The sequence below is a fragment of the Streptomyces sp. NBC_01618 genome (assembly GCF_045209435.1).
Classification (GTDB): domain Bacteria; phylum Actinomycetota; class Actinomycetes; order Streptomycetales; family Streptomycetaceae; genus Streptomyces.
Genome location: NZ_CP109297.1, coordinates 7,730,474 through 7,757,163, shown reverse-complemented (window position 1 = coordinate 7,757,163; position 26,690 = coordinate 7,730,474). Strand labels below are relative to the sequence as shown.

Genomic DNA, 26,690 nt, shown 5'->3' with positions numbered 1-26,690 from the left:
GGTGGTGAGGTGTTACTGATCGTCCGCCGTCGAGGTGGTCGAGGTGATTTCGCTGTTTGGGCATGGCGGAGGCCCGGCGCGGTGGTCGGGTTCTCCGGGGTCCTTCGGGTTGTGGGTGGTCAGGGTGGTTGTCGGTCAGCTGGCTGGTCGGGGCAGAGCGGTGAGGCGGTGGAAGGCTTCGGCCAGTTCGTTTCGCCATGGCCAGGTCGCCGATATCCGTAGGCCGAGGCGTCGGCCACCGCAGGTGAGGCGAGCGGCGACGTGCAGCAGCCGCTAGGGGTTGTCCGATGCTTGATCAAATAAGCGGAGAGTGCGTTCGGCCCCCCTTCGTGGTCCGGCTGGTCCGCATGCACGACGTGCTCTTCGGCAGCGGCAGAAGAGACTCGGCGGTGCTGGTTGCCGCCCCGGCGTCTCGCTGGCCCACGAGACGCAGGAGGCCGATAGTGGAGGGAGGGGTGCAGGGTAGTGCGGCGCGGGGGCCGGGCGGCAGTCCCGGAAGGGATGACGCGACGGGGAGGAAGGTGCCGTCGATGTCGAATGCCACGAGCACCGACCTTTACGAGGTCACGATGGCTCAGTCGTATCTGAGCGAGGGCATGACCGGTTCGGCGACGTTCAGTCTGTTCGTGCGCAATCTGCCGCCGGACCGAGGCTTCCTTGTCTGTGCCGGGCTCGATTCGGTCCTCGATTTCCTCTCCGCCTATCGTGTAGACGCAGATGACGTGGACGTCTTCGCCTCTGTGATGGGACGGCGGCCCGAGGATCTGGCACCGCTGCTCGGCCTGGAATTCAGCGGCGAAGTCCGGGCAGTACCCGAAGGGCACGTCGTGCTGGCCGGAGAACCCCTACTGGAAATCACTGCACCTCTCCCGCAGGCCCAGCTCGTCGAGACCTACGTACTCAACCAGATCAACCACCAGACCTCCGTCGCCTCCAAATGCGCCCGGTGTGTCCTGGCCGCCGACGGACACCCGGTCGTGGACTTCTCCCTGCGCCGCACTCATGGCATCGAAGCCGGATACCAGGCCGCCCGGCTGGGTGCCATGGTCGGCTTCGCCGGAACCAGCAATGTGGCGGCGGCTCACTCGGAGGGCCTGACCGCTGTCGGCACGATGGCCCACTCGTACATCGAGGCGTTCGGTGCCGAGGAGGACGCGTTCCGGGCCTTCGCCCGGTCCCATCCGGGCCAGGTGACATTTCTCGTGGACACCTACGACACCGTGACAGGCGTGGCGACGGCGGCGCGCGTGCTGCGCGACCTGGGGCTCGGCCCGGGCAGCGCCATCCGGCTGGACAGCGGTGACCTCGGAGCCCTGGCCGTCCAGGCGCGGACCATTCTCGATGCTGCCGGCCTCCAGGAGACACGGATTGTGGCGAGCGGTGGTCTCGACGAATTCGCCGTGGACCGTCTGGTCCGCTCCGAAGCGCCCATCGATACGTACGCGGTCGGCACCCGGATCGGCGTCTGTGCGGATGCCCCCTACCTGGATTCCGCGTACAAGCTGGTCGAGTACGCCGGGCGGCCGGTGATGAAACTGTCATCGGCCAAGGTGACGGCGCCCGGACGTAAGCAGGTGTTCCGAAGGCCGGGATACGCGGATCTGATAGCCCTCGTCGATGAGCAGCCGCCGCCGGATGGCGTCCCGCTGCTGGAGTCGGTCATGCGGGAGGGGCGCCGTGTTTCGGAACGTGTAGAGCTGGACACAGCGCGGCAAAGGTTCATGGCCGACCTCGCGGCACTGCCGCCCGGGGCCCGCGCCATACGGGCGCCCATCGCGCCAGAAGCGGAACTCTCAGGACGCCTCAGCTCGCTCACCGCAGATGTCCGCCGGTATATCGAGAAGAATCTGCTGGGTGGCACTCACGGAGCCGTCTGATCCGATCTCGCGATCGGGCGCAAGGAGTGAATCGGCCGACGGAGCCGTCAAGTGCTCTGAGATCACAGAGCCTGCCCACTAGGGCCGGACGGGACCGCGGCGGGGGCCGGTCGACTCATGTCCGTGAACTGGCTGTCCGGCGATGCTGATATCGGAGGCTACAGAGGAGGACACCGATGAGCGCTTCTCCGACTCGCATCACCGCAGCTCTGCCTGCCAAGTACCGTGACCGCCTGATGCAGATCGGACAGGAGGTCAATTTCGCGGAGGGAGTCCGCCTCTTCCAAGAAGGGGACCGCGCAGACCGCTTCTGGATCCTGCGCTCGGGCACCGTCACGCTGGACATCCGCGTACCGGGCAGTTCCCCGGCAGCGATCGAAAGCCTCGGCTCCGGCGAACTGGTCGGCTGGGCCTGGCTGTTCGAGCCCTACGTCTGGCACCTCGGAGCAGAGGCGATGACGCCTGTCCGTACCCATGAGTTCGACGCGGCGACCGTACGCATGATGATGGACGCAGATCCCGCCTTCGGTTCGGCCATCGGCCATTGGGTCGGGCAGATTCTCGCCCACCGGTTGCAGGCCACTCGGATCCGTCTGCTCGATCTCTACGCCCCTCATGGCAGCGGCGGGTTTGTGTGAGCACGCCGCCCGCCCGGGCCACCCAACAACTTACGGAGCACCCCATGGCCGCATCCCGGTACACCGTCAGCGACGTCATGACCCACACGGCCGTGGCCATCGGCCGCGAGGCCTCGTACAAGGAGATCGTCGAGCTGATGCACCAGTGGAAAGTCAGCGCCGTGCCGGTCCTCGAAGGCGAGGGCCGCGTCGTCGGGGTCGTCTCCGAGGCGGACCTGCTACCGAAGGAGGAGTTCCGGCAGGACGACCCGAAGTTGCCCGGCCAACTGGAGGAGGCGTCCAAAGCCGACGCGGTGCTGGCCGAGGGGCTGATGTCGAGTCCGGCCGTCACCGTCCACCCCGATGCCACGCTCGCCGAGGCCGCCCGCATCATGGCGCGCAAGCGAGTGAAACGACTGCCCGTCGTGAACGATCTCGGCATGCTGGAGGGCGTCGTGAGCCGCAGCGACCTGTTGAAGGTGTTTCTGCGCCCGGACGAGGAGATCGACGAGGAGATCCGATCCGCTGTTGTCGCCGATCTCTCTCCCCCGGACCGGGTGGAATTCTCTGTGCTGGATGGTGTCGTCACCCTGCAAGGACCCCTTCAGGACCGTGCCCTGGTGCCACTGCTGGCTCGGGCCATTCGCGCGGTCGAAGGCGTCGTGGACGTGCGCATGGAACTTGGCTGAAGTTTCCTCCAGGCAGGTGCGTCCCACAGCAGCCGGTCCGGCTCCGCCGTGCGGGCACTCGACCTCTACGCTGCGGGGGCAGTGTCGTGACTGCGCTGCTGCTGAAACCCGGCCGGGCCGTACCAATCTCCTTGATCAAGTCGGCTGTCGCCACTGTCGTAAGCCATGGTTCCGGCCGGCAGGCCGCGTGCGAGCCCGAGGACGAAGACCGCCAGGCACAGTCCCAGGGTGACGACGGCCAGGATGCGGCCCAGGGAGGCCAGACGGTGCTGCAGTGGTGTCGGCTCGCGCGTGCCGTCGAGCAGTGCGGCGATACGGCCGAGCGCGCTGGCGGCGCCGGTGGCCGTGACCGTCGCGACGCCTCGTCCGCGCATCGCGACAGTCCCTGCGCTCAGCAGCGAACCGGCGTCCTTGTGCACGGGAACCGATTCCCCGGTGAGCATGGATTCGTCGGTGAGAAGGGAGGATGCTTCGATGAGCTCGGCGTCGGCAGCAACGATGTCGCCCTCGCCGAGAAGCGATACGTCGCCGGGCACCACAACAGCTGCGGCGACCTCCCGTGCGGTGCCATCACGCAGGACGCGAGCGCTCGGGGCCGACATAGTCGACAGGGCCGCCACTGCATGGTCGGCCCGCATCTCCTGCGCGACCCCCACCGTCGTGTTGAAGACGATCACCAGACCGATGACCACCGCATCCGGGTGGTCACCGATCACAATCGTGCGCCGCACCCAGCAGCCCTGCCGCGGAATGAGTTGCACGGGGCAGTGCGCGTGGTGCAGCAGGCTGTGCGTCGCCCGCCCGAGGGTGGGCCCGATGAAACCGGGCGACCGCCGCCCGCCCATCACCAGCAGATCCGCGTGGCGCGATGCCTCCACCAGGACCCCGGCGGCGCTCAGGCTCTTCTCGGCATCCGCCTGCACGTTCAGATCCGGGAATTCCTCGCGGATCCGGTCCGCCACGGCCATCAGGTGATGGACGTGTTCACCGGCGATCGCTTCGACATCGTCGAGCATCGTCACGACGAGTCCGGCGGATTCGAGAATGTTCCACACGTGCAGCAGCCGCAGCGACGCCTTACGGATCTCGGCTTCGCGCGCCGCATACCGGGCGCATTCGGCGTCGTGCTCGTCACGGACCGCGGCGAGCACCACTCCGGTCTCGGTCCCGTTGTCGGTGCCCCTGACCACGATGACGGGCGTCGTGGCTCCGGCGGCGACCTTCAGACCGACGGATCCGAGCATGAGGTTCTTGAACCCGCCGAGACCGCGGTTGCCCACCACGACGGTGCCGCGCAGGCCGGCGGTCCGGTGCAGGCTCGGGACAGGTGCACCGCGGCTGAACTCCGTGGTGACGTGCAGACCGGAATACTGTTCCGCGACGGCAGCGGCGGTTTCCCGAAGCAGTTCGTGGCCCGCGCCGCGAACGCGCTCGACGCTCTCCGCCGAGAGGTAGAGAACCCGGCCGTCCGTGTCAGCCGCGTAGACGATGCGCAGCGGGCTGTCTCGGCGAGTGGCCTCGGCCGCTGCCCACAGCGCCGCCCGGCGGGCCGGCTCGGAGCCGTCGACACCGACGACGACGGAGCCCAGTTCCGGACTGCCGGTGGTGCCTTTCATGGTTCCTCCTCACCGAGGGCCACTGAAGGGTCAACTCTCACGCTGGCACCACGGACCCCTGCGGAGAGAGGGCCGCTCAGGACCGCCCGGGGGGCCGATGGACCCTGTCGAGAGAATCCTGCCGTGCACGGGTGCCCGGACGCCCGATCTGGGTCCGACCGGTCCCGGCCACGACCCATTCGGCCCTCCTCCTCCCAGTACAGCCCGGCGGATCGTGGTCCCTGAACAACCTGCGGGCGCTGCGTCCGTGCGGGTCCCTGCGAGACGGCAGGAGGCGCCTCCATGAAGCGCATCAAAGTGGGAGACCTGATGACCGACGAGGTCGTCTCGGTCGTCCCGGTCACCTCCTTCAAAGAGGTCGCGAAACTGCTCGCCCAGCACAACATCAGCGGACTGCCCGTGCTCGACGACGAAGACCGGGTCGTCGGCGTCGTCTCCGAGAGCGACCTGCTGAACCGACAGGCGGCGAGGCACCTCATGACGGGCGACGTCCCTGACGCCGCCACCGGGACCGCAGTCTCGTCCGGAGCGGAATTCGCCGCTGCCGAGGTCATGTCGACACCGGCGGTGACCGTCCACGCCGACGAGACCGCACCGGACGCCGCCCGGCTGATGATGCGCAGTGGCGTGGAGCGGCTCCCGGTCGTGGACGACGAGGACAGACTCGTCGGCATCGTCACGCGCCGAGACCTGCTGCGCCTCTTTCTGCGCTCCGACGCGGAGATTCGACGGCGCCTCGTCGAGGACGTACTTGTGGGCACCATGGGGCTCAGAGCCGACGTCGTCAGCGTCCATGTGATGGACGGCGTTGTCACCCTGGAAGGCCGGCTGGAGAGCCAGAACCAGATCGCGATCCTGACTTGCCTGGCCGAACAGCTCGACGGGGTGGTCGCGGTCGTGAGCCATGTGTCCGCAACCGTGGACGGCCCCGTACCCACCTCCTCCCAGTGGACCGCGCACGGACCGTCCGCAGAGCCGTGAGGACGCGCTGCTGTCATCGCCGCTCATGGCGATGCGCCGCAGCATCTCCTTCAGGATTCCAGTGCGAGGACAAGGACCCGGCCATGGACCATCGCATCATCCATAAGCAGCCCAGGCCCGGTGCCGCCTTCGAACTCCAGGATTATGAGCGGATCCGCGCCGAATTCACCTGGGACGAGGCTCGGTCGCGGCTGGCCGGATTGCCCGGTGGCGGGCTGAACATGGGATACGAAGCCGTGGACCGCCAGGTGGACGCAGGCCTTGGCGGTCGGGAGGCGTTGCGCTGCATCGCAGCGGACGACACGGTGACCCATATCAGTTATGGCGAGCTCGCCTGCCTCACAGGGCGCTTCGCCAACGCACTCACGGCCATGGGGGTGGCTCGGCAGGAGATGGTGTTCACGCTCCTGGGCCGTTGCCCGGAACTCTACGCGACAGTGCTGGGCACGCTGCGCGGCGCCCGCGTGCTGTGCCCGCTGTTCTCCGCGTTCGGCCCTGAGCCCGTACGCCAGCGGCTGGAACTGGGCGACGCCCGGGTTCTTGTCACCACGCAGGAGCTGTACCGGCGCAAGGTGAAGGAGAACAGGCACCGCCTGCCGCGCTTGAAACATGTGCTGCTCGTCGGCCCCGTCAAAAATCCGCCGCCTGGAACGGTTTCGTTCGCCGAAATGATGAAGCAGGCGTCGCCGGAGTACACCGTTCCTCCCACCGATCCGGAGGATATGGCGCTGCTCCATTTCACCAGCGGCACAACCGGGAGGCCCAAGGGCGCGGTCCACGTGCACGAGGCCGTCGTCGCCCATCATGCGACGGCGGCCTTCGCACTCGACCTCCGCCCGGGCGACGTCTACTGGTGCACGGCGGATCCCGGGTGGGTGACCGGTACCTCGTACGGCATCATCGCTCCGCTCACGCACGGAGTGACCCTCGTGGTGGACGAGGGCGACTTCGATGTACACCGCTGGTACCGCATCCTGGACAGCCAGAAGGTCACGGTCTGGTACACGGCGCCGACCGCGATCCGCATGCTGATGCGCGCCACCCCCCGGAACGGAACCAGGCGGCTCCCCGGACCGTACGACTTGTCGGCCCTCCGCTTCATCGCCAGCGTGGGCGAGCCGCTGAACCCCGAAGCCGTCCTCTGGGGGCAGGACGTCCTCGGCCTGCCGATCCACGACAACTGGTGGCAGACGGAGACGGGCGCCATCATGATCGCCAACTTTGCCTCCAGCGACATCCGCCCGGGCTCCATGGGGCGCCCCCTGCCCGGCGTCGACGCCGGCCTTCTCGAACGTGGCGAGGACGGCCGCGCCGAGGTAACCGACGGACACGTACGCGTGATCGGCGAACCGGGCATCGAGGGAGAACTGGCACTGCGTCCGGGCTGGCCGTCCATGTTCCGGGGCTATCTGCACGAAGAAGCCCGCTACGCGGCATGCTTCGCGGACGGCTGGTACCTCACGGGCGATCTCGCGAAGCGGGACCGGGACGGTTGGTTCTGGTTCGTGGGCCGCGCCGATGACGTCATCAAGTCGGCAGGGCACCTGATCGGTCCGTTCGAGGTGGAGAGTGCGCTCATGGAGCACCCCGCCGTCGCGGAAGCGGGCGTCATCGGCCGTCCGGATCCTGTCGTGGGAGCGGTCGTCAAGGCATACGTGTCGCTGCGGCCGGGCCACTCACCCGACACGCACCTGAAGCGAGAACTTCTGGCGTTCGCACGGCAGCGACTGGGGCCCGCCGTGGCTCCCAGGGAGATCGAGTTCGAGCAGAACCTCCCCAGGACTCGCAGCGGCAAAGTCGTGCGTCGGGTGCTGCGTGCCCGCGAGATGGGGCTGCCCGAAGGAGATCTGTCCACGGTCGAGAGCCCGGGATGAGGCACTTGCGAAAGAAGGCACGACGATGAGCAGCACCACCGCACGGACCGACGGACGAGCCCGTCCGGCAGCGCGCAAGGGCGCGCGCAAGAAGGCGTCCACCGCTACTGCCCACGGCGCGACCGCATCCGATCACCGTCTTTCCCTCCTCCGGGAGATGCTCGTCATCCGCCGATTCGAAGAACGATGCGTCGAGCTCTACAGCAGCGCGAAGATCCGAGGATTCGTCCACCTCTACATCGGTGAGGAGGCCGTCGCCGTTGGCGTGAACGAGGCTTTGCACCAGGAGGACGCTGTGGTGTCCACCTACCGCGAGCACGGGCATGCTCTGGCCCGTGGCGTGCCCGCCGACGCAGTGATGGCCGAGATGTACGGCAAGGTCACCGGTTGCAGCCGTGGACATGGCGGTTCGATGCACCTGTTCGACGCAGGCCGCCGTTTCTACGGTGGCAACGCGATCGTGGCCGGTGGGCTGCCTTTGGCAGCCGGGCTCGCACTTGCCGACCGGATGCGCGGCAGCGCTCGTGTCACCTGCTGCTTCTTCGGTGACGGCGCCTTCGCGGAAGGTGAGTTCCACGAGACGGCCAACCTCGCGGCACTGTGGCGGCTGCCCCTGCTGCTGGTCTGTGAGAACAATCTGTACGCGATGGGAACAAGCCTGGCCCGTGAACACGCGCAGACCAATCTCGCGATGCGCGCTTCTTCCTACGGCATGCCCGCCTGGACCGTCGACGGCATGGACGTGCTCGCCGTCGAAGCCGCCGCTCGTCAGGCCGCGGAGTCCATACGGGCGGACAACGGACCGCACTTCCTCGAAGCACAGACCTACCGGTTCCGCGCTCATTCCATGTACGACCCGGACCGATACCGTGCCAAGTCCGAAATCGAGCAGTGGAAGGGACGCGACCCGCTCCAAGGGCTGGCGGACCGGATGCGTTCCGAAGGACAGCTCGGGGACCGGACGATGGAACAGCTGGAGCAGGACGTGCTCGATGTGATCGAGCAGGCCGTTCAGTCTGCGGAGGACGCGCCGGCGGAGCCCGTCGCGGACCTGCTCCGCTACGTGACGAGTGAACCGGGGAGCACCACATGAACGCGCGCCGGGCATCCACAAAGGCTCCCCCACCGACCACCTACCGGGAAGCGCTCCGCGAGGCACTGCGCGAAGCACTGCACGACGAGCGGGTTTTCCTCATGGGAGAGGACGTCGGCAGATACGGCGGATGCTTCGGCGTCAGCCTGGGACTCCTGGAAGAGTTCGGCCCCGACCGGATCCGGGACACTCCCCTGTCGGAGTCCGCGTTCGTCGGCGCGGGCATCGGTGCCGCGCTCGGCGGGATGCGGCCGGTGGTCGAGATCATGACCGTCAACTTCAGCCTCCTCGCGCTGGATCAGATCCTCAACAACGCGGCCACCCTGCTGCACATGTCCGGCGGGCAGCTGAACGTACCCGTCGTGATCCGCATGACCACAGGAGCAGGACGGCAACTCGGCGCCCAGCACTCCCACAGCCTGGAAGGCTGGTATGCCCACATCCCCGGGATTCGCGTGCTCGCACCGGCGACCCTGGACGACGCGCGGCACATGCTGGCGGCCGCCCTCGCCGACCCGGACCCGGTATTGATCTTCGAGCACGGCAGCCTGTACAACGCCGCGGGCGTCCTGGATCCCACCATCGAGTCCGTCGACCTCGACAGTGCAGCAGTACGCAGGCCCGGCAAGGATGTCTCCGTCATCACGTACGGTGGTTCACTGCCGAAGTCCATGGCCGCCGCGGACATCCTCTCAGGGGACGGCATCAGCGCGGAGGTCCTCGACCTGCGTGCCCTGCGCCCCTTGGACGATGCCACCATCATGGAATCCGTGGGCCGCACGCACCGGGCTGTGGTTGTGGACGAGGCATGGCGCAGCGGCAGTCTCGCCGCAGAGGTTTCAGCCCGCATTACCGAACAGGCATTCTACGAGCTCGACGCTCCGGTGCAGCGCGTATGCAGCGCAGAAGTACCCATTCCCTATGCCCGGCAACTCGAAGAGGCAGCGCTGCCCCAACCCGCGTCGATCGTGGACGCGGTGCGTCTGGCGGTGAGCTGACATGACCGAATTCACCATGCCTTCCCTGGGCGCGGACATGGACGAAGGCACTCTGGTCGAATGGCTGGTCAGCCCCGGCGACACCGTGACGAAGGGGGATGTTGTCGCGGTCGTGGAAACGGCCAAATCAACCATCGAGGTCGAGTGTTTCGACTCAGGCACCGTCGGTGCTCTCCTGGTCGCCCCGGGCACCAAGGTGCCGGTCGGCACCCCCATGGCAGTCATCGGCCCCGCGGCCGAGCCCACAGCCCACACCCCTGCGCAACAACCGCCCGAGCCGTCTCCCGGCTTCCACGCGGTCTCCGTTCGTGCAGTCACCCCGGCCGGCGACGCCGTGTCGACCCCTTTGGTGAGGCACTTGGCGCAGAAGAAGGACATAGACCTGTCCACCGTGCACGGTTCGGGCAAGGGGGGCCAGATCACCCGCGCCGATGTCGAGAAGGCGGCATCCCCGCCACGGCACCGGGTGCCGGCATCGCCACTCGCCCGCCGTCTGGCTCGGTCGTTGGACGTCGATCTGGACAGGGTCCGGGGAACCGGGCGGAACGGCACAGTCAAAGCCGACGACGTGCGTGTTGCGGCGGGGGATCGTTCGCACCGTACACACAAACCCCGCCCACCAGCGCCAGGACTGTCGGCCGCGCCCCCGGTTCGCCCATCAGTGAGGTCCAGGCCCGATTCCCTCACTGCGGGGGTACCGACCGCGCGTTCGGCGATCTCTGCGCTGATGACACGCGCCAACCGCGACATTCCCCACTACTACCTGTCCACGACGGTCGATCTCGCGGCCGCCACGACGTGGATGCTCAATCGGAATGCGAACAGACCCGTGGGGGAACGGCTCGTGCCTGCGGCTTTGCTGCTGAAGTCCGTCGCACTGGCCGCACGGCAGGTGCCGGAGCTGAACGGCTACTGGAAAGATGGTGCCTTCGTCCCGGCCGGTGGTGTTCGGCTCGGCATCGCCGTGTCCCTGCGCGGTGGTGGCCTGGCGGCACCGGCAGTGGCGAACGCAGACACCATGTCCCTGCCGGAGCTTATGAAGGCCCTCAAGGACCTGGTCTCACGGGCTCGCGGCGGGCGTCTGCGTGCCTCGGAGGCCGCCGACCCCACGCTTACGGTGACGAACCTCGGCGACCAGGGCGTGGAGACTGTGTTCGGGGTGATCTACCCACCGCAGGTCGCGCTCGTCGGACTGGGGTGTGTCGTCGAGCGTCCTGTGGCCGTGGACGGGATGCTCACTGTGCACCCGACCGTGACAGCCACGCTCTCCGCCGATCACCGTGCAAGTGACGGTGCGACCGGCGCGCGCTTCCTGACGGCACTCGACCGACTGCTCCAACGACCGGAGGAACTGTGAACCGCGACGAGGCTTTCGAGTTGATCAAGCAAGTCCTGACAGACGTGGTGCCCGGCGCCGATCTCGCCGCGCTCTCACCCGACGAGAACTTCCGGGACGGTCTGGAGATGGATTCGCTGGACTTCCTCAATTTCGTCGAGGCACTGAGCGGGCGCACGACTCTCCCCCTTCCGGAGACGGACTATCCCTTGCTGAACACCTTGAACGGCTGCGCGGACTACGTCGCCTCGCGCACGCCCACGGCGTAGACGGGACTGGTCGGCCCCACAAGGGGCCGCATGGCCCCTCCTCGGTCCCTGCCTGGCAGGCCAGGCTGAGAGCAGAGCGCAGACCTGCGGCGCGCAGGAGGTTCCCGCCATGAAGCACCTTGTGACAGTCGGCGTCGACGGCTCCCCCGAGAGCCGGGCGGCCGCCGTTTGGGGCGCTCGGGAGGCGTCCTTGCGGGAGGTGCCGCTGAGGCTCGTCCACGTCATCAACTGGCCTATCAGCCCCGCCGTTCCGCGGCTTGGCCGCGAGACGGCCGACCGATGGGCCGATGAGGCGCTCGCCGAGGCCCTGGAGGATGTACGCCGTCGGTACCCGCATCTGGAGAAGACCACCCGGCGTCTCTCCGGCAGGCCGGCCGCAGCCCTGGCCGTCGAAGCGGCTGACGCCGGCCTGCTCGTCCTCGGTTCCCGCAGCCTGGGCAGTCTGGTGGGGTTCCTCGTCGGCTCGGTGGGCATGGCGACGCTCGTAGCCACCGAAACGCCGGTGGCTCTCGTACGGGTGGCGGACGAGTTGGGGGACGCCGAGCCAACCCGGTACGGCGAGCTGGCCGTGGGTGTCGACATCCATGAAGCACCTGACAGGGTTCTCGCCTTCGCCTTCGAAGAGGCCACCCGTCGCGATTGCGCCTTGCGGGTAATTCACGGCTGGAAGGTTCCTCCCGCCTACAGGGGGTTCCCCTTCATCGACTCCGACGGCGAACGGGAAGTCGATCGGAGTGTCACACAGATGCTGGACGAACTGCTGCTGCCCTGGCGCCATAAATTCCCGTCGGTGAGCGTCACTCAGAAGGCGTTCAAGGGATCCGCGAGCCGCCAACTCGTCCAGGCCGCGGCGGGTTCGGACCTCGTCGTCGTCGGCCGGCACCTGCGCCGCTCTCCTCTGGGTGCACACCTCGGGCCGGTGACTCATGCCGTCCTGCATCACGCCGCCGCCCCCGTAGCTGTCATCGCCCACGCCTGACGGCCCTGAACGAAAGGGAAATCGGACCATGATGCACCGCACTGTCTCCGAAGTCATGACCCGGGCTGTGGCCACAGCCAGCCCCGAAGCGTCGCTCAAGTCGGTCGCCTGGAGCCTCGACTACAACAATGTCTCGGCCCTGCCCGTCGTGGACACCCGCCACCACCCCATCGGCATCATTTCCGAAGCCGATCTGCTCCGCAGGCAAGCCGGACTGCCGGACACGGAGGGCCGTGACCAGTTGCGCAAGGCGGCATCCGTGGACCGCCACACCATGGACGCCCGCACGGCCGGCGATCTGATGTCCACCCCCGTGCTGACAGCCCGGCCGGAGTGGGGCATCGGCGAGACCGCTCGCTTCCTGCACGAACGGGGCGTCAAACGCCTTCCGGTCATCGATGAAACCGGAACGCTTGTGGGCATCGTCAGCCGCTCCGACTTGCTGCGCCCCATGCTCCGCCACGACGATGCCATACGCGATGAAATCGTTGACGAGGTACTGGGCCGAACTCTCCGGATGACGCCGGGGGGCGTGACAGTAGCCGTGCAGGAAGGATTTGTCACCCTGAGTGGCGGGGTCGAGGAGCACTCATCCATCCCGATTATCGAGCATCTATGCCTATCCGTCGACGGTGTCGTCAGCGTCGACCAGTCCCTCGAATACGCCGTGGACGACCTGGCTCCCGATCTCGATCCAGCGCGTGACACGGGCGACCGCTGAGCACTCACGCCATGGGAAGGGAAGAACCCACCGCTTCGCGTGGATCCCCAGGGCCGACCGTTCCCGGACAGGCCCCCGGGTGGTCCTACCGCCGGTACACAACCATCTCGACGCTCGGGCATACACGGACCCTTGTTCTTGGAGGAATCATGAAACATCTGCGCACCGTCGACGACGTGATGACGCACGCCGTCATTTCGGTCAACCGCAGAGCGCCCTTCAAGGACATCGTCGAGACCATGCGCCGTTGGCGGATCAGCGCTCTGCCCGTCCTGTCGGACGAGGGGCGGGTCGTGGGCGTGGTCTCCGAAGCGGACCTTCTGCTCAAGGCGCAAGGTTCGGATGAGTCCCGCGCCGTCTCCGCCGGTCAGCTGATGACCGTGCCCGCCGTGACGGTGGCCCCGGATGCAAGCATCGCGGGTGCCGCCCGGCTGATGGCTCGCGGCCACCTCAAGCGGCTTCCGGTCGTTGACGACGACGGCCGCCCGGTCGGCTTGGTCAGCCGAGGTGATCTGCTGAAGATCTACCTCCGCCCTGACGAGGACATCGCCGAGGAGTTGCGCGAGCTGATCATGGCTCGGCTCATCCCGGCCGGCTCGGCGACCGTGCACGTCCACGTGTCCGGCGGCATCGCCCACCTGCACGGCTCCATCCCCGACCCATCGCTCGACGACGTGCTGATCCGTATCGCGCGCACGGTGCCGGGAGTCGTGGACGTGACGGCCCGGCTCGACGCCGAAGCCCCCGCCTGAAGGAGACGGACAATGAGGCATCGCAGCGTCGCCGACCTGATGACGCCCACGGCCGTCAGCGTCCAGCGCGGCACCACGTTCAAGGAAATCGCCCGGCTCCTCGACGAGTTCGGCGTCACGGCCGTGCCCGTCGTGGACGAGAAGGGATGTGCCGTGGGCGTCGTCTCCGAAGCCGATCTGCTCCGCAGGCGCAACGCCAGGAGCGGCGCGAACACCGCCGTCGGTCTCATGAGCCACCCGGCCATCACTGCGGCACCCGAATGGAGCGTCGTCCGCGTCGCCCGCGTCATGGAGAAGCACAGGGTCAAGCGACTCCCCGTCGTCGACAACGATGGCCGACTGATCGGGGTCCTGAGCCGCAGCGACCTCCTGCAACTCTTCCTGCGCAGGGACCATGCAAGCCAGGAGGAGATCCTCGAAGAGGTCCTCACCCACACGCTCCGGATCAGTCCGTCGTCTCTGACCGTCGAAGTCGCCGATGGTCTCATGACCCTCAGCGGCACCGTGGAACGGCACAGCCTCGTCCTCATCATCCTGCGTCTCTGCCGGAGTGTCGACGGTGTCGTTGACGTGATCAATCGGCTCAACTACGAGCAGGACGACATGCCGGTCGACGCACGAACGGGCATCCAGCGGTAGAAAATGACTCCGGCACCTCGCGAAGTACCCGAGTTGATGACCCGCTGGCCCGTCACCGTTCCAGGAACGCCACCTTCAGATATTCGAAGGAGGCGAGTCCCTTGACCGCAAGTCAGTCCCTGTCCGAGGAAGGCCATCATGAATCAACGCATCGTCGTCGGCCTCGACGGATCCGCGGAAAGCGTAGCGGCGGCCCACTGGTCCGCGCGAGAGGCACTCCTTCGCAGCGCACCGCTGCACCTTGTACATGCCGAAGAATGGTTTTCGCCCCTCAGCATTCCTGCCGCCAGGTCCGATCTGCGCCGCCAGTGGGCGCAGGCCCTCCTTCGCGAGGCTTCCAAGGAGCTGCTGGAGAACCACCCCCAACTGGAAATCAGCACCGAATCGTTCGACGGGCAACCGGCCGACTCGCTGGCCAGCACCACAGCCACCGCGGGCATGCTCGTCCTCGGCTCACGAGGGCTGGGCACGCTCACGGGCTTCGTCCTCGGTTCCGTTGGTATGGCGGTCATCCATGCCACGGAGCGGCCCATTGTTCTGGTTCGGGCGACAGAGGACGCATTGCCGCACGATCAGGAATGCCACTTGGACCGCGACATGGTCGTGGGCATCGACATCAGCCGACCGTGCGACGCTCTCCTCGCCTTCGCATTCGACGAGGCATCACGGCGGGCCTGCACACTCCGTGTGCTGCACAGCTGGATGCTGCCTCCTCTGGCGGGTTCAGGATATGCGTACAATCCGAAAGTCAATGCACAGATCGCTCAAAACATGGACACCGGCCTGGACGACATGCTGAAGCCCTGGCGGGACATGTATCCGGCGGTCAGCCTCGACGAACAGGTAAAGGTCGGACATGCCTCCGAGCAAATCCTGGAGGCAGGTTCCGGAGCGGGCCTCATCGTCGTCGGACGTCGCATCCGCCAGTCCTCGTTCGGCGCACACATCGGCCCAATCACTCACGCGATACTCCATCACTCCACCGCACCGGTCGCCGTCGTCGCTCACGAATAAGGTCCCGCAGCGCCGCACCCCCGAGTCCGTCTCCTCCCAGCAGCCAATGGTGTACGGCCGTGCATCGTCGGCGTATTCCACCGGTCGGGTGAAAGCTGCAGTCATTCCCCCCGGCTGGATCCTCATCACGCCGCACCCGCCGAGAATCGGGCCTTCGCGGACGATGCGGCCTCGATTACGGAGTCCAGGGTGGATGGAACCTTCTCGCTGATCCTGCTTCTCCTCTTCCTCTGGGGTCTGTACTCGCAGCGACTAGCGCGCGTCGAACTCACCGCCCCCGTAGCGTTCGTGCTGCTGGGCCTGCTGCTGGGCGAAGGAATCGGCGTACTTCACCTGGCCCCCTCGCCCGGGACGGTGCGAACACTCGCCGAGGTCACGCTGGCCTGGGTGCTCTTCACCGACGCCGCACGGCTGTCATTCCGGGCCCTGCGCCCGGAGCTCGGTCTGTATCTGCGACTTCTGCTGCTCGGGCTGCCGATGTGCATCGGCCTCGGCACCCTGCTGGCCATGGGCCTGCTCCCCGCGGTGTCGGGCTGGGCCGCACTGTACGTCGCGGCCGCACTCGCTCCGACAGACGCCGCGCTCGGCGCCACGATGATGGTCAATCCTGTGGTGCCCGCGCGGATCCGTCGGCTCATCAATGTCGAGAGTGGTCTGAACGACGGTATCGCCACCCCGTTCGTCATGCTCGCCCTGGCCGGAGTCGCCACGGCCGCGAGTGCGTCGGACACCCATGCCTCCGGAAGTGCCTTCGTGGAACTCGCCATCGGCCTGGTCTACGGCACGGTGCTCGGGCTGACGGCCGGATGGCTGCTGCGCTCCGCCCTGCGCAGAGGCTGGGCCACCGAGGACGTCGCCGGAGCGGGCGTCCTGGCACTGGCCTTCTTGGGCTATACCTCAGCCATCGCGATCGGCGGCAACGGATTCATCGCCGCCTTTGTCGCTGGCCTGGCCTTCGGATCGACGCACGGCGCTCCACGGCGCGTGCTGTTGTTCGTCGAGCAGTCCGCTTCGCTGTTCTCCATCCTGGTGTGGTTGCTCTTCGGTGCCGTCCTGGTACCGGCCGCCGTCGATCACCTCACCTGGCAGGCAGTGCTCTACGCGGTACTGAGCCTGACGGTGGTACGCATGGTGCCGGTGGCCCTGTCCTTGGCCGGAAGCGGCCTGGACAGAAATACCGTCCTGTTCGTGGGCTGGTTCGGCCCACGCGGGTTGGCGTCCGTCATCTTCGGTCTGCTGGCGGTCGAAGAACTGGAACCGCCGGCATCGCAGACGATCGTCCCGGTGGTCGCCTGCACCGTGCTGCTCAGTGTCCTCGCACACGGCATCACCTCCGCGCCGCTCGCCCAACGCTACGGAAGTGCGACAGCCGTCTCCGGCCCGCCCCCGGTCGGCCCGGCCGTGAACGATCTACCCATCCGGGGGATGGCGGCAGGCACCGCCAAGCGTCACCGGCACGGCAGGCGAGACGAAGTATGACCCAGCCACTCGCCCAATCGCGTCACTCGGCCGACGGGCATACCGGTCAAGCAGCTGCTTCACGCGTGACCTCGGCACGCGTTGCCGGGTTCCCGACAACCGGAATGTCTGGCTCATGGCAGCAGCCCATCTGCTTGGCGACGCCGGGCCCGGCGTCATGTCGTCCTGCCCCGCGCACGTCGTTCACGACTCGCCGTCGTCACCATTGGCTTTGGCCCTCTTTACGGGGATGCTGCGTGCCGTGTCTGCCACCTCGGGTTCCATCGCCACGCGCACGGTGAGGATGCCATCCTCGTACTCTGCTTCGACTCCGTCGGGCGGAATCTGAGCCGGCAGGCGAACGGTGCGGTGGAAGGAGCCGTAGCGGAACTCCGAGTGGTCCTTCTCCTCCTTGCTTTCGGCGTGCTCGGCGCTGACGGTGAGCATGTCGCCCTCGACCGTGATGTCGATGTCCTTCGCGGGATCCATCCCGGGAAGCTCGGCGCGCAGCGTGTACTGCCCTTCCTGGCTGGTCACCTCGATCGGAATCGGGTGGATGTGGGGCATCGGCCGCCACATCGGGAAGCGGGGGAAGTCGGTTCCGAACCAGTCGACGAGGTCGGGGAAGAGGCTGCGCCTGCGCTCCATCTGTGTTCCGGACATGGTGTACTCCGTCGGTCTCCAGCGCCTTGGCGGCGCCATTCTGCAGTGTCCAGTTCATTTTCAGTCGCTGGACGACAGGCCCGCTTGGGGCTGTCGGGTCCCGGATGGGACCGTTCGGCCCTCCCCGTGCAGGTTGAGTTCGGCAGCAGCCACGTGCTGCTTCACCACGGCGAAGCTGTCCGGTGCCACTGAGATCGAGTCGATGCCGGTCTTCACCAGGAATTCCGTGAAAGCGGGGTCGTCGCTGGGGCGCTGGCCGCAGAGGCCGACCGTTCGGCCGACGGACTGGGCGCGCGGGACAAGGCTCTGGATGCTGCGCGTGACTGCGGGGTTGGTCTCGTCGAAGACATGGGCGAGGGCTTCGGAATCCCTGTCCACGCCCAGAGTGAACTGGGTCAGGTCGTTGCTCCCGACGGAGAAACCGTCAAAACGCTCGGCGAAGTCCTCGGCCAGGATGACGTTGGAGGGGATCTCCGCCATGACGTACACCTTGAGGCCGTTCTCGCCCCGGCGCAGCCCCTGCTCCGCCATGACGTCCAGAACCCGGTCGGCCTCTTCGAGGGTGCGGCAGAAGGGGATCATGACGATGACGTTTGTCAGGCCCATCTCGTCGCGAACCCGGCGCAGTGCCCGGCATTCCAGGGCAAATCCTTCGCGGTAACCGTCGCTGTAGTAGCGGCTCGCGCCGCGCCAGCCGAGCATGGGATTCGCTTCGACCGGTTCGAAGGCCCGGCCGCCCAGCAGCCGCGCATATTCGTTGGTCTTGAAGTCGCTGGTCCGTACGACGACCGGGGCGGGCCAGCGGGATGCGGCGATGCGTGCCACGCCGTACGCCAGTCGGTCGACGAAGTACTGACCGCGGTCGAGGTAACCCTCGGTGAGCTGGTCGATGACGCAGAGGTCATGCTGGTTCACTCGCTCGGGGTGCAGCAGCGCCATGGGGTGGGCCTTGACCTGGTGGGCGACGATGAACTCCAGGCGCGCGAGCCCGACGCCGTCGGCGGGCAGGCGCCACCAGCGGAAGGCGGCGGACGGGTCAGCGAGATTGAGCATCACGCGGGTCCGGGTGGCAGGGAGTTCAGCGAGATCGATCTCGCGCTCCTCGTAGGCCAGCAGTCCCGCGTAGACCTGGCCGCGGGCTCCCTCGGCACAGGAGACGGTCGCCTTCTGACCGTTGCGCAACACCTCGGTGGCCCTGCCGGTGCCGACGACGGCGGGGACGCCGAGTTCGCGGCTGACGATGGCAGCGTGCGAGGTCCGGCCGCCATGGTCGGTGACGATCGCGGAGGCCCGCTTCATGATCGGTTCCCAGTCTGGGTCGGTGATGCCGGTGACAAGCACCCCGCCGGTCGGGAAGCGGTCGAGATCCACAGGCGAGTCGAGGACAATGGCCGGGCCGGAACCGATGCCTTCGCCGACCGCTGTGCCCTCGATGAGGCTCTGCCCCGGGGTGACGGTCAGGCGGCAACGACGCAACGTCGTCGTACGGCGGCGGGACTGGACGGTTTCGGGGCGGCCCTGGACAACCGCCAGCTCTCCGGTCAGGCCGTCCTTGGCCCATTCCAGGTCCATTGGGCATCCGTAGTGCTCCTCGACGATCATCGCCCATTCGGCCAGCAGCCGGACTTCCGTGTCTGTCAGGACACGTTGCGAGCGCTCCTCGCCGGTCGTGTCGACGGTCCGGGTGAGTCCGTGCTCTCCATAGACCGCCTTCTTCCGCTTCGCTCCGATCCGTACATCGATCACGGGATCCAGCGCCGGGTCCTTCAGGCTCGGCTTGAAGACCGTGTGCTCGTCGGGGTCGACCTGGCCACTCACGACGGTCTCGCCCAGGCCCCAAGCCGCGCTGACCACGATGACCTCGGGGAAGCCGCTCTCCGGATCGAGAGTGAAGATCACGCCGGCACCCGCAAGGTCCGAGCGGATCATGATCTGGACGCCGACGGAAAGAGCGACCGAGATGTGGTCGAATCCCATCCGCTCGCGGTAGTCGATCGCGCGGTCGGTGAACAGGGAGGCATAGCAGCGGTGGCAGGACTGCAACAGCTGGGCAGGCCCGCGCACATTCAGGTAGGTCTCCTGCTGGCCGGCGAAACTCGCCTGAGGCAGGTCCTCGGCGGTGGCGCTGCTTCGCACGGCGACCTCGGGATCGTCACGGCCCTGGTCGCGCGCGAGCTGCTCGTACGCGGAGACGAGTTCGGTCCGCAGTCCGGCGGACAGCGGCTCGGCCATGATCATCGACCGGATCGCCGCCCCCACCTCGTCCAGCACTGCTCCTTCGTGCAGGCGTCCGATCTGCGCTTCGATCCGCGCACGCAGTCCGTGGCTGTCGAGCAACTCCCTGTACGCGTCCGCCGTCGTCGCGAAACCAGGAGGCACCCGCACGCCTGCAGTTGCCAGATGTGCGGTCATCTCTCCCAGAGAGGCATTCTTGCCACCGACCCGGCCGACATCGTGTCGGCCGATGTCTGCGAACGGCACGACGCGTCGAGTGGTTGCCATGATGTCCTCCGTCTTGTGTGCGGTGGCCGCGGGCTCCAGCAGGACATCGGCCGACCGGAGGGCGTACGCAGATCCAGCTCCGCGGGCTAGTGCGGCCGTATCCGGATCCGAATGCGCTGCATCGTTGTCACCTCTTCGGGGGCGGAGCCGGAAAAGCGTCCGGCTTCCACGATCCTTCCCGGGGGTGCAATCGCCGCAGCACCGAGTGGGCCAGGAGCACGGGGCCGAGTGGGCCGTACCGGGGAGGGACCGATCGGCCCATGGCCAGGGCCAGCCCAAAAGGGTGATGGCCGAAGTGCGAAGTCATCGCGAAGCGGCGTCCGCTAAGCGCCCCGGTACAGGCGTTCAAGATCAACGAGCATGACCTCGCCACGCGCATGCGCCGCATGCAACTCGGGGCTGAACCCCGAAGCACCGTAGAGAGCCAGGTGGACGCGGCTGACATCCTCACGAGAGCCGAGTCCGTCCAGGATTCGCCGCAGGCGTTGCAGATGGTGGATGTCAATGCCGGTATGCCATCGTGCGAGCCCCACCGACAGAAGGGGGCCGCTCATGTGGCCGTCCCGTCGGCGGACCACGACCTCGGCATCGAGCCCGGCCGCCGCCGACGAGTCGCTGAGGGAGCCGTACGACGCCGTGACATGTTCGGCACCGACGGCGGCCGGGTCGGCGAAGCAGGCCGCCCACTCCCTGCAAACCTGGGCAAACCGGGGTCCGGCGACGAGAGAGTTGAAATCCGTTCGCGCGTCTTCCCACACCGTCTCGGCTTCGCTCTGCTCAAGAGCGGCCCTGCGCGGGCGCGCCACGGCGTGCTCGAACGCGAGGAGCGGGTCCGCGATGCTATGACGCGTGATCCCCGGCTGCAGTCCGTCCATCTGCGATTGGAGCAGACCGTGGTCGCGGAGGAGGGCAAGGGCACGCAAGGCATCAGTGAGCTGCTGTCCTAGGAAGGTCGCTATTTCGCCCTGGGTCGTGCAGCCTTTGGCCAGGGCGGCGAGTACGGAGTGACAAGCCCCGTGACTCCAGGGCCCGGTCTCCTCGTCGAGGAGGTGGCGAGCCTCGTGGAACAGCGGCGTGCGCGGATTCAGGATGGTGCGGCAGACCCAGGCATCGAAGTCGTCACGATCGACGGGAACGTCGTCGCCCACGTAGTCGTACCGATAGGCGGGCGTCCCGCCTACGACCGTGTAGACGAGGAAGGCGAGCCTCGGGTCGTCGATGCCCCACAATTGCGCCGCCCTGCGGAAGTTCAGGGGCTGCATGTCGAGCTTCAGAGCGGCGAGGGCGTGCAACGGGGAAGACGGTGCGAACAGCCGGGTCATGACCGGTGCGGTCTCACCACCGAGCAGCAATCGCGCACGGCTTTCCAGGGGCGGTCGGTCGCGGTGCCGGAGGGCGCCGTGGATGACGGACGGCAAGGCTGGGCTCGCCGCAACGAGGTCAGGGAACGAGTCGATGATGACGGGCAGTGGCCTGGCGTCACCCAGCGCCAGCAAGGCATCGATTCCTTCCTTCCAATCACGCCAGTGGCTGGGCTGTGCGACCTGCCGGTATCGCGCATACTCCTCGCCCACCCTGCGCAAGGACTCGGCTTCGGTGGCTTCCTGTCCGCAGAAATAGAACCCTCCCGTGGCTAGTGCCACCGACTCCAGCAGGAGCGTCTTGCCCTGGCGGGGCCGCCCCATGACGACGCCCAAGCCCGTTCCCGGATGCTGATCGGTCGAGAATGACATCAAGGCTGCCCATTCGTCCTCCCTGTCGAAGAGGCGATCGGGCTTGGCTGAGGGTTCAGGGTCCACGATCGAGGTTCGTTGCTGTCCGTGTACGGCATTCACGCCATGCACCTCCGGAACCAGCTGGCGGCTACTCCATTCTCGGGCTCGCGGCCATCGGGCGCGCGCTGTGCCGACCATCGTCGTCACGACGGACCGCACGGAATCCGTAAGTGGTCACCACAGCGGCAGACGGAACCAACGTTGCTCCCCCGCGGCCACGGTCACCAGCCGCTCGCCGGGCAGACACACGGGCAGAGGGGCAATGAGTCGCGAGTGGGGCACGCGAATCCCCACCCGGCCCGGAAGGAGCTGCACGCGGATGTCCCGGTGCCCGCGGTAACAGAACGTGAACGAGCAGCGAGGCACCTCCCGGAGCGCGATGGGGTCGATGCGGAGTCCGTTGGGGCCTGCTTCCAGACCCGCGACGCCCCTTTCGATGAGATCGAGGGTGCCGGCCATGGCACCGAGGTGGATGCCTTCGCCGGTGGTGCCGCCCTGAATGTCCATCACGTCGCTGAGCAGGGCTTCCTCGCAGTACCGCCAGGCGTCCGGACCTTTCTCGCGGGCGAGGACCCAGCCGTGCACCAGGCTGCTGAGGGTCGATCCGTGACTGGTACGAGTCAGGTAGTAGTTGACGGTCGTGCGCCACACTTCGTCATCGAGCCGGTATTCGAGACGGTCGAAGAGTTCCTGCAGCTCGGCTGGGCGGAAGAGATAGCCGAGCATGAGTGCGTCGGCCTGCTTGGATGCCTGATAGCGGTTGACCGTGTCCCCCTCGGACTCCAGGATCCGGTCGAGGCGGCGGATGTCGCAGTAGCGGGAGCGGTAGGCGTCCCAGTCCAGTTCTGCCAGTTCGCCATAGCCCTCGAACTGGCTGATGACACCTCCGTGGAACGGCACGTACACCCGGCGGGAGATGTCCTCCCAGCGATTTAGAGTCTCGTCGTCCAGGCCGAGTTGCTCAACCAGCTCCCGCTGGCGGGCTGCAGGCAGCCCGTCGAACAGCTCAAGTGCGCGTGCGAGCGTCCAGGCGGCAGTCACGTTGGTGTACGCGTTGTCGTCGATCCCGGGAGCAGCGGCCTCGGGGTAGGCGTCGTGGTACTCGTCGGGGCCGACCACACCGCGGATGCGGTAGCGGTCGCGATCGGTGTCGTAGGTGGCCACGGCGTCCCAGTAGCCGGCGATGTCGAGCAACAGCTCTGCCCCTGGGCCTTGGACGAACCCGGTGTCGCCGGTGCTGTGCCCGTACCGCCACACGTTCCAGGCGATGGCCGATCCGACGTGGTGCTGCAAGTGCGAGTGGTCGGGCATCCAGCGGCCCGATCGGGGGTTGAGATGCAGCGTTTGCGTCTCCTCAGCCCCTGAACTACCGCTCTGCCAAGGGAACATCGCTCCTCGAAAGCCCGCTCGCCGGGCTGCGGTACGGGCAGCGGGCAGGCGACGGTGCCGGTACATGAGAAGGCTCCGCGCCACTTCCGGGAAGTGCAGGGTGATGTACGGCAGCACGAACAACTCGTCCCAGAAAACATGCCCTCGGTACGCCTCACCGTGCAGGCCCCTGGCAGGCACTCCGACGTCCAGCTCGGCCGTGTGCGGGGAAAGCGTCTGCAGGACGTGGAAGAGATGGAGCCGAAGGATGCGGCCCGATTCGCCAGGCACCTTCAGTTCACCCTGGCTCCACAGACGTTCCCAAGCGACGCGGTGGGAAGCGAGCTGTGTCGCGAACGCCGTGTGTGATAGACGCTCGACGGCAAGCGAGAGGGGCTCACTCAGCGGGCGGTCCTGGGATGTGTACAACGCGGCGCATTTCACGACGGCGGCAGAATGCCCGCGGGAGACCGGCAGCCTGAATCTCTGGACCGTTTCGGTCTCCGTGCAACTCGCCCCCACTGCGACGAGGGGCCGCGACGACGTTCTGACTGCGATGGCGATCCGGATGCGGGACGAGCGGGTCCGGCAGGACAGCCAGGCCACGCCGTCCGCTTCGACTCCGGCACGATGGCCGGTGAGATGGCGTCCGTTCAGCCCGCGGTATCGCTCGACACCGGCGTTGGTGACGTTACCGTCGATGATGGACTCGACCTCGATGGCCCCGCTCCAGCCGTACCCACGGAACGTGGTCCTCTGGGCGGCAAGATACGGGTCGCCCATGTGGACGAGCCTGGTGTGGGTGACACGGATTCGGCGGCCGAGGCCGTCCTGGAAGAACAAGCGACGAGTGAGAATGCCGCCCCTCAGGTCGAGAGAGACGCTGTAGCGCCGCAGACTCGGGTCATCGGGTGTGAGCCACTCCCCTGCCGGTCCGTCGTCCGGCAGGCAGCGGTAACGCAGGCGCGACCAGTCGGGCAGATTGACCATTTCCTCGTTACCGATCCGCTTTCCTGCCACGTCCGAGCAGAGCCGGTTGGAACACCCGGCTACGTAAGTCCCTGGATAGTGGACCGTGTCGGCGGGCGACTCGGGCGCGGCCCCCCGGGTGGCGAATCTGCCGTTGCCGAGTGTGCACAGGGCCTCGATCGTCCGCTCTTTCTTGGGGTCGTAGCCGCTGAAGTCCCAGGTCCATGCTGTGCTCATGACCACTCTCCGCTGCAGTCTTCGGTCGCAGAGGCGCGGTCCGGCCACCTGGCGTCCCGGCCATGGGCACACCGGTGCGGTTCAGCGTCGGGGCCGGGGCCATCGACGAGCGGGCCCGCAGGGCGGCGAAGCCGTGTTTCCGCACCGGCATGAGTACCGTCGACGACCACCGCGTCGAAGGGGTTGATGCCCGGCGTTTCCAAGAACACACGTTCCTTTCTTCCCCAGCGGTGATCGCCCTTCGTCCTCAGTGAGCCCGTGTTCCGTACGAGTGGGTCGATCATGGACCCTGCGGCGTGCTCTTCAGGCACGGGCACCATGACAAGCATCGGCACCGGATCGACAGGCCCGGCGGACACCTCGATGGCGGTGGGTCCGGGACTGGTCCTGCTCATGGTCTTCACGCACCCTTGGGCTTACGGCTGAGCCGGGGCGATGATCTCGCTGTGCTGCGGTCCTCCCAGTGCCACCTTGAGCGCACCGGTGTCCGCGGCACAGGAGAACACGTCATAGGCCTCCTCCATCTGTCCCAGTTCGAAGCGGTGGGTGATCAGCGGGGACGAAGGCAGCCGCCCGGCGGCCATCATGCGCAGCAGCATGGGCGTGGAGTACGTGTCGACCAGTCCTGTGGTGATGGTGACGTTCTTGGCCCACAGGTCTTCGAGGTGCAGCGTCGCCGGCTTGCCATGGACGCCGATGTTCGCGACGCGGCCTCCGGGCCGAACCATGCGGGTGCACATCTCGAAGGCTTCCGGCACGCCGACGGCCTCGATCACGACGTCGGCGCCCAGACCCTCGGTGAGGTCCTCGACGAGTTGTTCGGGTTCCTCGGCGGCGCTCGCTGTCGCATCCGCGCCCAGGGAGCGCGCGGCGGCCAGCCGGGATTCGGCGAGGTCGACAGCGATGACACGTCCGGGGCTGTAGAGACCCGCGCAGACGACGGCGGCCAGTCCGATAGGGCCGGCGCCGACCACGACGACGGTGTCGCCGGGCCGGACGCCGCCGTTCAGCACACCGACCTCGTAGGAGGTCGGGAAGATGTCGGCGAGCAGTACGCCGTCATAGCTGTCGACGGAGGCCGGCAAGGGATGCACGGACAGGTCAGCGAAGGGCACCCGTACGTATTCGGCCTGGGTTCCGTCGATGGTGTGACCGAGCACCCAGCCACCACCACCACGGCACTGCCCGTAGTGGCCCTCACGGCAGAAGCGGCACCGGCCGCACGCGGATATGCACGAGATCAGGACACGGTCACCGGGACGAACCCTACGGACGTCGGCCCCGGCCTCGACCACGGTGCCGACGGCTTCGTGCCCCAACACCCTGCCGGGAGTCACCTCGTGCACGTCACCCTTGATGATGTGCAGGTCGGTACCGCAGATGGTGACGACATCGACGCGGATGATGGCGTCGGCAGCGTCCTTCACCGCGGGGTCCGGAGCGTCCTGCCATGCGATCTGCCCCGGGCCCTGGAAAACGAGTGCCTTCACGACGTCGCCCCTCTCCCTGTGTCTCCTCCGGTGATGTTCCCTCTCAGGCTGACCCGGCGCGTACCCGCCCCGCATGGGCCGGTCGGTCCCCGCCGGGGTCTGTCGGGCCCATCCCGCCCCAGGGCCAGGGGTGTGATGGTGAAGAGGGCCGGCTGCCACCCACCGAAGAAGGGGCGGCGATGTCCGAGGCAGAATCACACCCGGCCGCACTCGCCCGAGGCGAACAAGCGATCAGCCCTGCCCCGTTCCTGACCGTCCAGGAGTCCATCGACATCAACAGCACGCCCGGTCCCGCCGTCATCGTTTCCTCGGCCGGCATGGCCACCGGCGGCCGGGTCCTGCACCACCTCCACCGGCTCCTGCCCAATCCACGCAATGCCGTCGTCATCGTCGGTTTCGCAGCCACCGGCACCAGGGCCCGCGACCTCGTCGACGGTGCCCACACACTCAAGATGTTCGGCGAATACATACCCGTACGCGCGGAGGTGGCCAACCTCCCGCACTTCTCGGCACACGCCGACGCCGGCCAGATCATGGACTGGCTGCGCGGCGCCCCCGCACCGCGCACGACCTATGTGGTCCACGGCGAGGAGTCGTCGTCCGACGCGCTGCGGGACCGGATCGACCGTGAGCTGGGCTGGACAGCGGTCGTACCCAGACCCGGAGAGGCCGTCCTGGTCCGCTGACCGGGGCCGGACGGATTGCGCGACAGAACATGGCAAGGCTCTACCCCACTTCGTTCCCCCCGGTGCAAAGCAGCAAGTGAGGGATGG

The 26,690-nt window shown here is 67.3% G+C and carries 22 protein-coding genes; 16 read left to right on the top strand and 6 right to left on the bottom strand.

What is annotated here, in order from left to right; translation table 11 throughout:
- The first annotated feature begins 530 nt into the window (after positions 1-530).
- From OH735_RS36125 to OH735_RS36115, 3 genes are all read left to right on the top strand, one after another.
- A complete protein-coding gene (locus OH735_RS36125; RefSeq protein WP_406385927.1) occupies positions 531-1,877 on the top strand; it encodes a nicotinate phosphoribosyltransferase in 1,347 nt (448 codons plus the stop codon).
- A gap of 176 nt (positions 1,878-2,053) precedes the next feature.
- Positions 2,054-2,515 carry a cyclic nucleotide-binding domain-containing protein gene (locus OH735_RS36120; RefSeq protein WP_406385925.1) on the top strand — a complete coding sequence of 154 codons (462 nt, stop codon included), beginning with the start codon at positions 2,054-2,056 and terminating at the stop codon, positions 2,513-2,515.
- A gap of 44 nt (positions 2,516-2,559) precedes the next feature.
- Entirely contained in the window at positions 2,560-3,183 is a 624-nt protein-coding gene (locus OH735_RS36115) for a CBS domain-containing protein (RefSeq protein WP_406385924.1), read from the top strand.
- A 65-nt stretch (positions 3,184-3,248) separates the two neighbouring features.
- Here OH735_RS36115 and OH735_RS36110 read toward each other — a convergent pair whose 3' ends face one another.
- On the bottom strand, positions 3,249-4,799 hold the full coding sequence (locus tag OH735_RS36110; RefSeq protein WP_406385922.1) for an HAD-IC family P-type ATPase: 1,551 nt from the start codon (positions 4,797-4,799) through the stop codon (positions 3,249-3,251).
- Positions 4,800-5,081: 282 nt separating this feature from the next.
- On the opposite strand from OH735_RS36110, the gene OH735_RS36105 reads away from it, so the two are divergent.
- The 12 genes from OH735_RS36105 (at position 5,082) to OH735_RS36050 (ending at position 16,934) form a co-directional block, all read left to right on the top strand.
- Positions 5,082-5,780, top strand: coding sequence for a CBS domain-containing protein (locus OH735_RS36105; RefSeq protein WP_406385920.1), 699 nt, complete (start codon positions 5,082-5,084; stop codon positions 5,778-5,780).
- A gap of 83 nt (positions 5,781-5,863) precedes the next feature.
- Positions 5,864-7,654 (top strand): acetate--CoA ligase, encoded by a 1,791-nt coding sequence (acsA, locus tag OH735_RS36100; RefSeq protein ID WP_406385919.1) that lies wholly within the window; start codon positions 5,864-5,866, stop codon positions 7,652-7,654.
- 25 nt (positions 7,655-7,679) lie between these two features.
- Positions 7,680-8,747, top strand: coding sequence for a pyruvate dehydrogenase (acetyl-transferring) E1 component subunit alpha (gene pdhA / locus OH735_RS36095; protein ID WP_406385917.1), 1,068 nt, complete (start codon positions 7,680-7,682; stop codon positions 8,745-8,747).
- Complete coding sequence (locus tag OH735_RS36090) at positions 8,744-9,745, top strand: alpha-ketoacid dehydrogenase subunit beta (RefSeq protein ID WP_406385915.1); 1,002 nt, start codon at positions 8,744-8,746, stop codon at positions 9,743-9,745. Before pdhA ends, OH735_RS36090 begins: the two co-directional genes overlap by 4 nt.
- A 1-nt stretch (position 9,746) precedes the next feature.
- Positions 9,747-11,102 (top strand): dihydrolipoamide acetyltransferase family protein, encoded by a 1,356-nt coding sequence (locus tag OH735_RS36085; RefSeq protein WP_406385914.1) that lies wholly within the window; start codon positions 9,747-9,749, stop codon positions 11,100-11,102.
- Entirely contained in the window at positions 11,099-11,350 is a 252-nt protein-coding gene (locus tag OH735_RS36080) for an acyl carrier protein (protein ID WP_406385913.1), read from the top strand. The genes OH735_RS36085 and OH735_RS36080 overlap by 4 nt, the downstream gene beginning before the upstream one ends.
- A gap of 109 nt (positions 11,351-11,459) precedes the next feature.
- Positions 11,460-12,329 (top strand): universal stress protein, encoded by an 870-nt coding sequence (locus OH735_RS36075; RefSeq protein ID WP_406385912.1) that lies wholly within the window; start codon positions 11,460-11,462, stop codon positions 12,327-12,329.
- A gap of 28 nt (positions 12,330-12,357) precedes the next feature.
- The gene (locus OH735_RS36070) at positions 12,358-13,050 is read left to right on the top strand and encodes a CBS domain-containing protein (RefSeq protein ID WP_406385911.1); all 693 of its coding nucleotides are present in this window, start codon (positions 12,358-12,360) and stop codon (positions 13,048-13,050) included.
- Positions 13,051-13,199: 149 nt separating this feature from the next.
- On the top strand, positions 13,200-13,802 hold the full coding sequence (locus OH735_RS36065) for a CBS domain-containing protein (RefSeq protein WP_406385909.1): 603 nt from the start codon (positions 13,200-13,202) through the stop codon (positions 13,800-13,802).
- A gap of 12 nt (positions 13,803-13,814) precedes the next feature.
- Entirely contained in the window at positions 13,815-14,441 is a 627-nt protein-coding gene (locus tag OH735_RS36060; RefSeq protein WP_406385907.1) for a CBS domain-containing protein, read from the top strand.
- A gap of 138 nt (positions 14,442-14,579) precedes the next feature.
- On the top strand, positions 14,580-15,455 hold the full coding sequence (locus OH735_RS36055; protein WP_406385905.1) for a universal stress protein: 876 nt from the start codon (positions 14,580-14,582) through the stop codon (positions 15,453-15,455).
- 189 nt (positions 15,456-15,644) lie between these two features.
- On the top strand, positions 15,645-16,934 hold the full coding sequence (locus tag OH735_RS36050) for a cation:proton antiporter (RefSeq protein ID WP_406385904.1): 1,290 nt from the start codon (positions 15,645-15,647) through the stop codon (positions 16,932-16,934).
- A gap of 183 nt (positions 16,935-17,117) precedes the next feature.
- Here the strand turns inward: OH735_RS36050 and OH735_RS36045 are convergent, their stop codons facing one another.
- The 5 genes from OH735_RS36045 to OH735_RS36025 all read right to left on the bottom strand — a co-directional run bounded on the left by OH735_RS36045 (position 17,118) and on the right by OH735_RS36025 (position 25,917).
- A complete protein-coding gene (locus tag OH735_RS36045; protein ID WP_406385902.1) occupies positions 17,118-17,576 on the bottom strand; it encodes an Hsp20/alpha crystallin family protein in 459 nt (152 codons plus the stop codon).
- Between the two features lie 60 nt (positions 17,577-17,636).
- Entirely contained in the window at positions 17,637-20,078 is a 2,442-nt protein-coding gene (gene ppsA, locus OH735_RS36040) for a phosphoenolpyruvate synthase (RefSeq protein WP_406385901.1), read from the bottom strand.
- 323 nt (positions 20,079-20,401) lie between these two features.
- On the bottom strand, positions 20,402-21,913 hold the full coding sequence (locus OH735_RS36035; protein WP_406385900.1) for an ATP-binding protein: 1,512 nt from the start codon (positions 21,911-21,913) through the stop codon (positions 20,402-20,404).
- 114 nt (positions 21,914-22,027) lie between these two features.
- The gene (locus OH735_RS36030) at positions 22,028-24,427 is read right to left on the bottom strand and encodes a glycoside hydrolase family 65 protein (RefSeq protein ID WP_406385898.1); all 2,400 of its coding nucleotides are present in this window, start codon (positions 24,425-24,427) and stop codon (positions 22,028-22,030) included.
- A gap of 416 nt (positions 24,428-24,843) precedes the next feature.
- The gene (locus OH735_RS36025; RefSeq protein ID WP_406385896.1) at positions 24,844-25,917 is read right to left on the bottom strand and encodes a zinc-dependent alcohol dehydrogenase family protein; all 1,074 of its coding nucleotides are present in this window, start codon (positions 25,915-25,917) and stop codon (positions 24,844-24,846) included.
- Positions 25,918-26,096: 179 nt separating this feature from the next.
- On the opposite strand from OH735_RS36025, the gene OH735_RS36020 reads away from it, so the two are divergent.
- Positions 26,097-26,603 carry an MBL fold metallo-hydrolase RNA specificity domain-containing protein gene (locus OH735_RS36020; RefSeq protein ID WP_406385894.1) on the top strand — a complete coding sequence of 169 codons (507 nt, stop codon included), beginning with the start codon at positions 26,097-26,099 and terminating at the stop codon, positions 26,601-26,603.
- Positions 26,604-26,690: the final 87 nt, after the last annotated feature.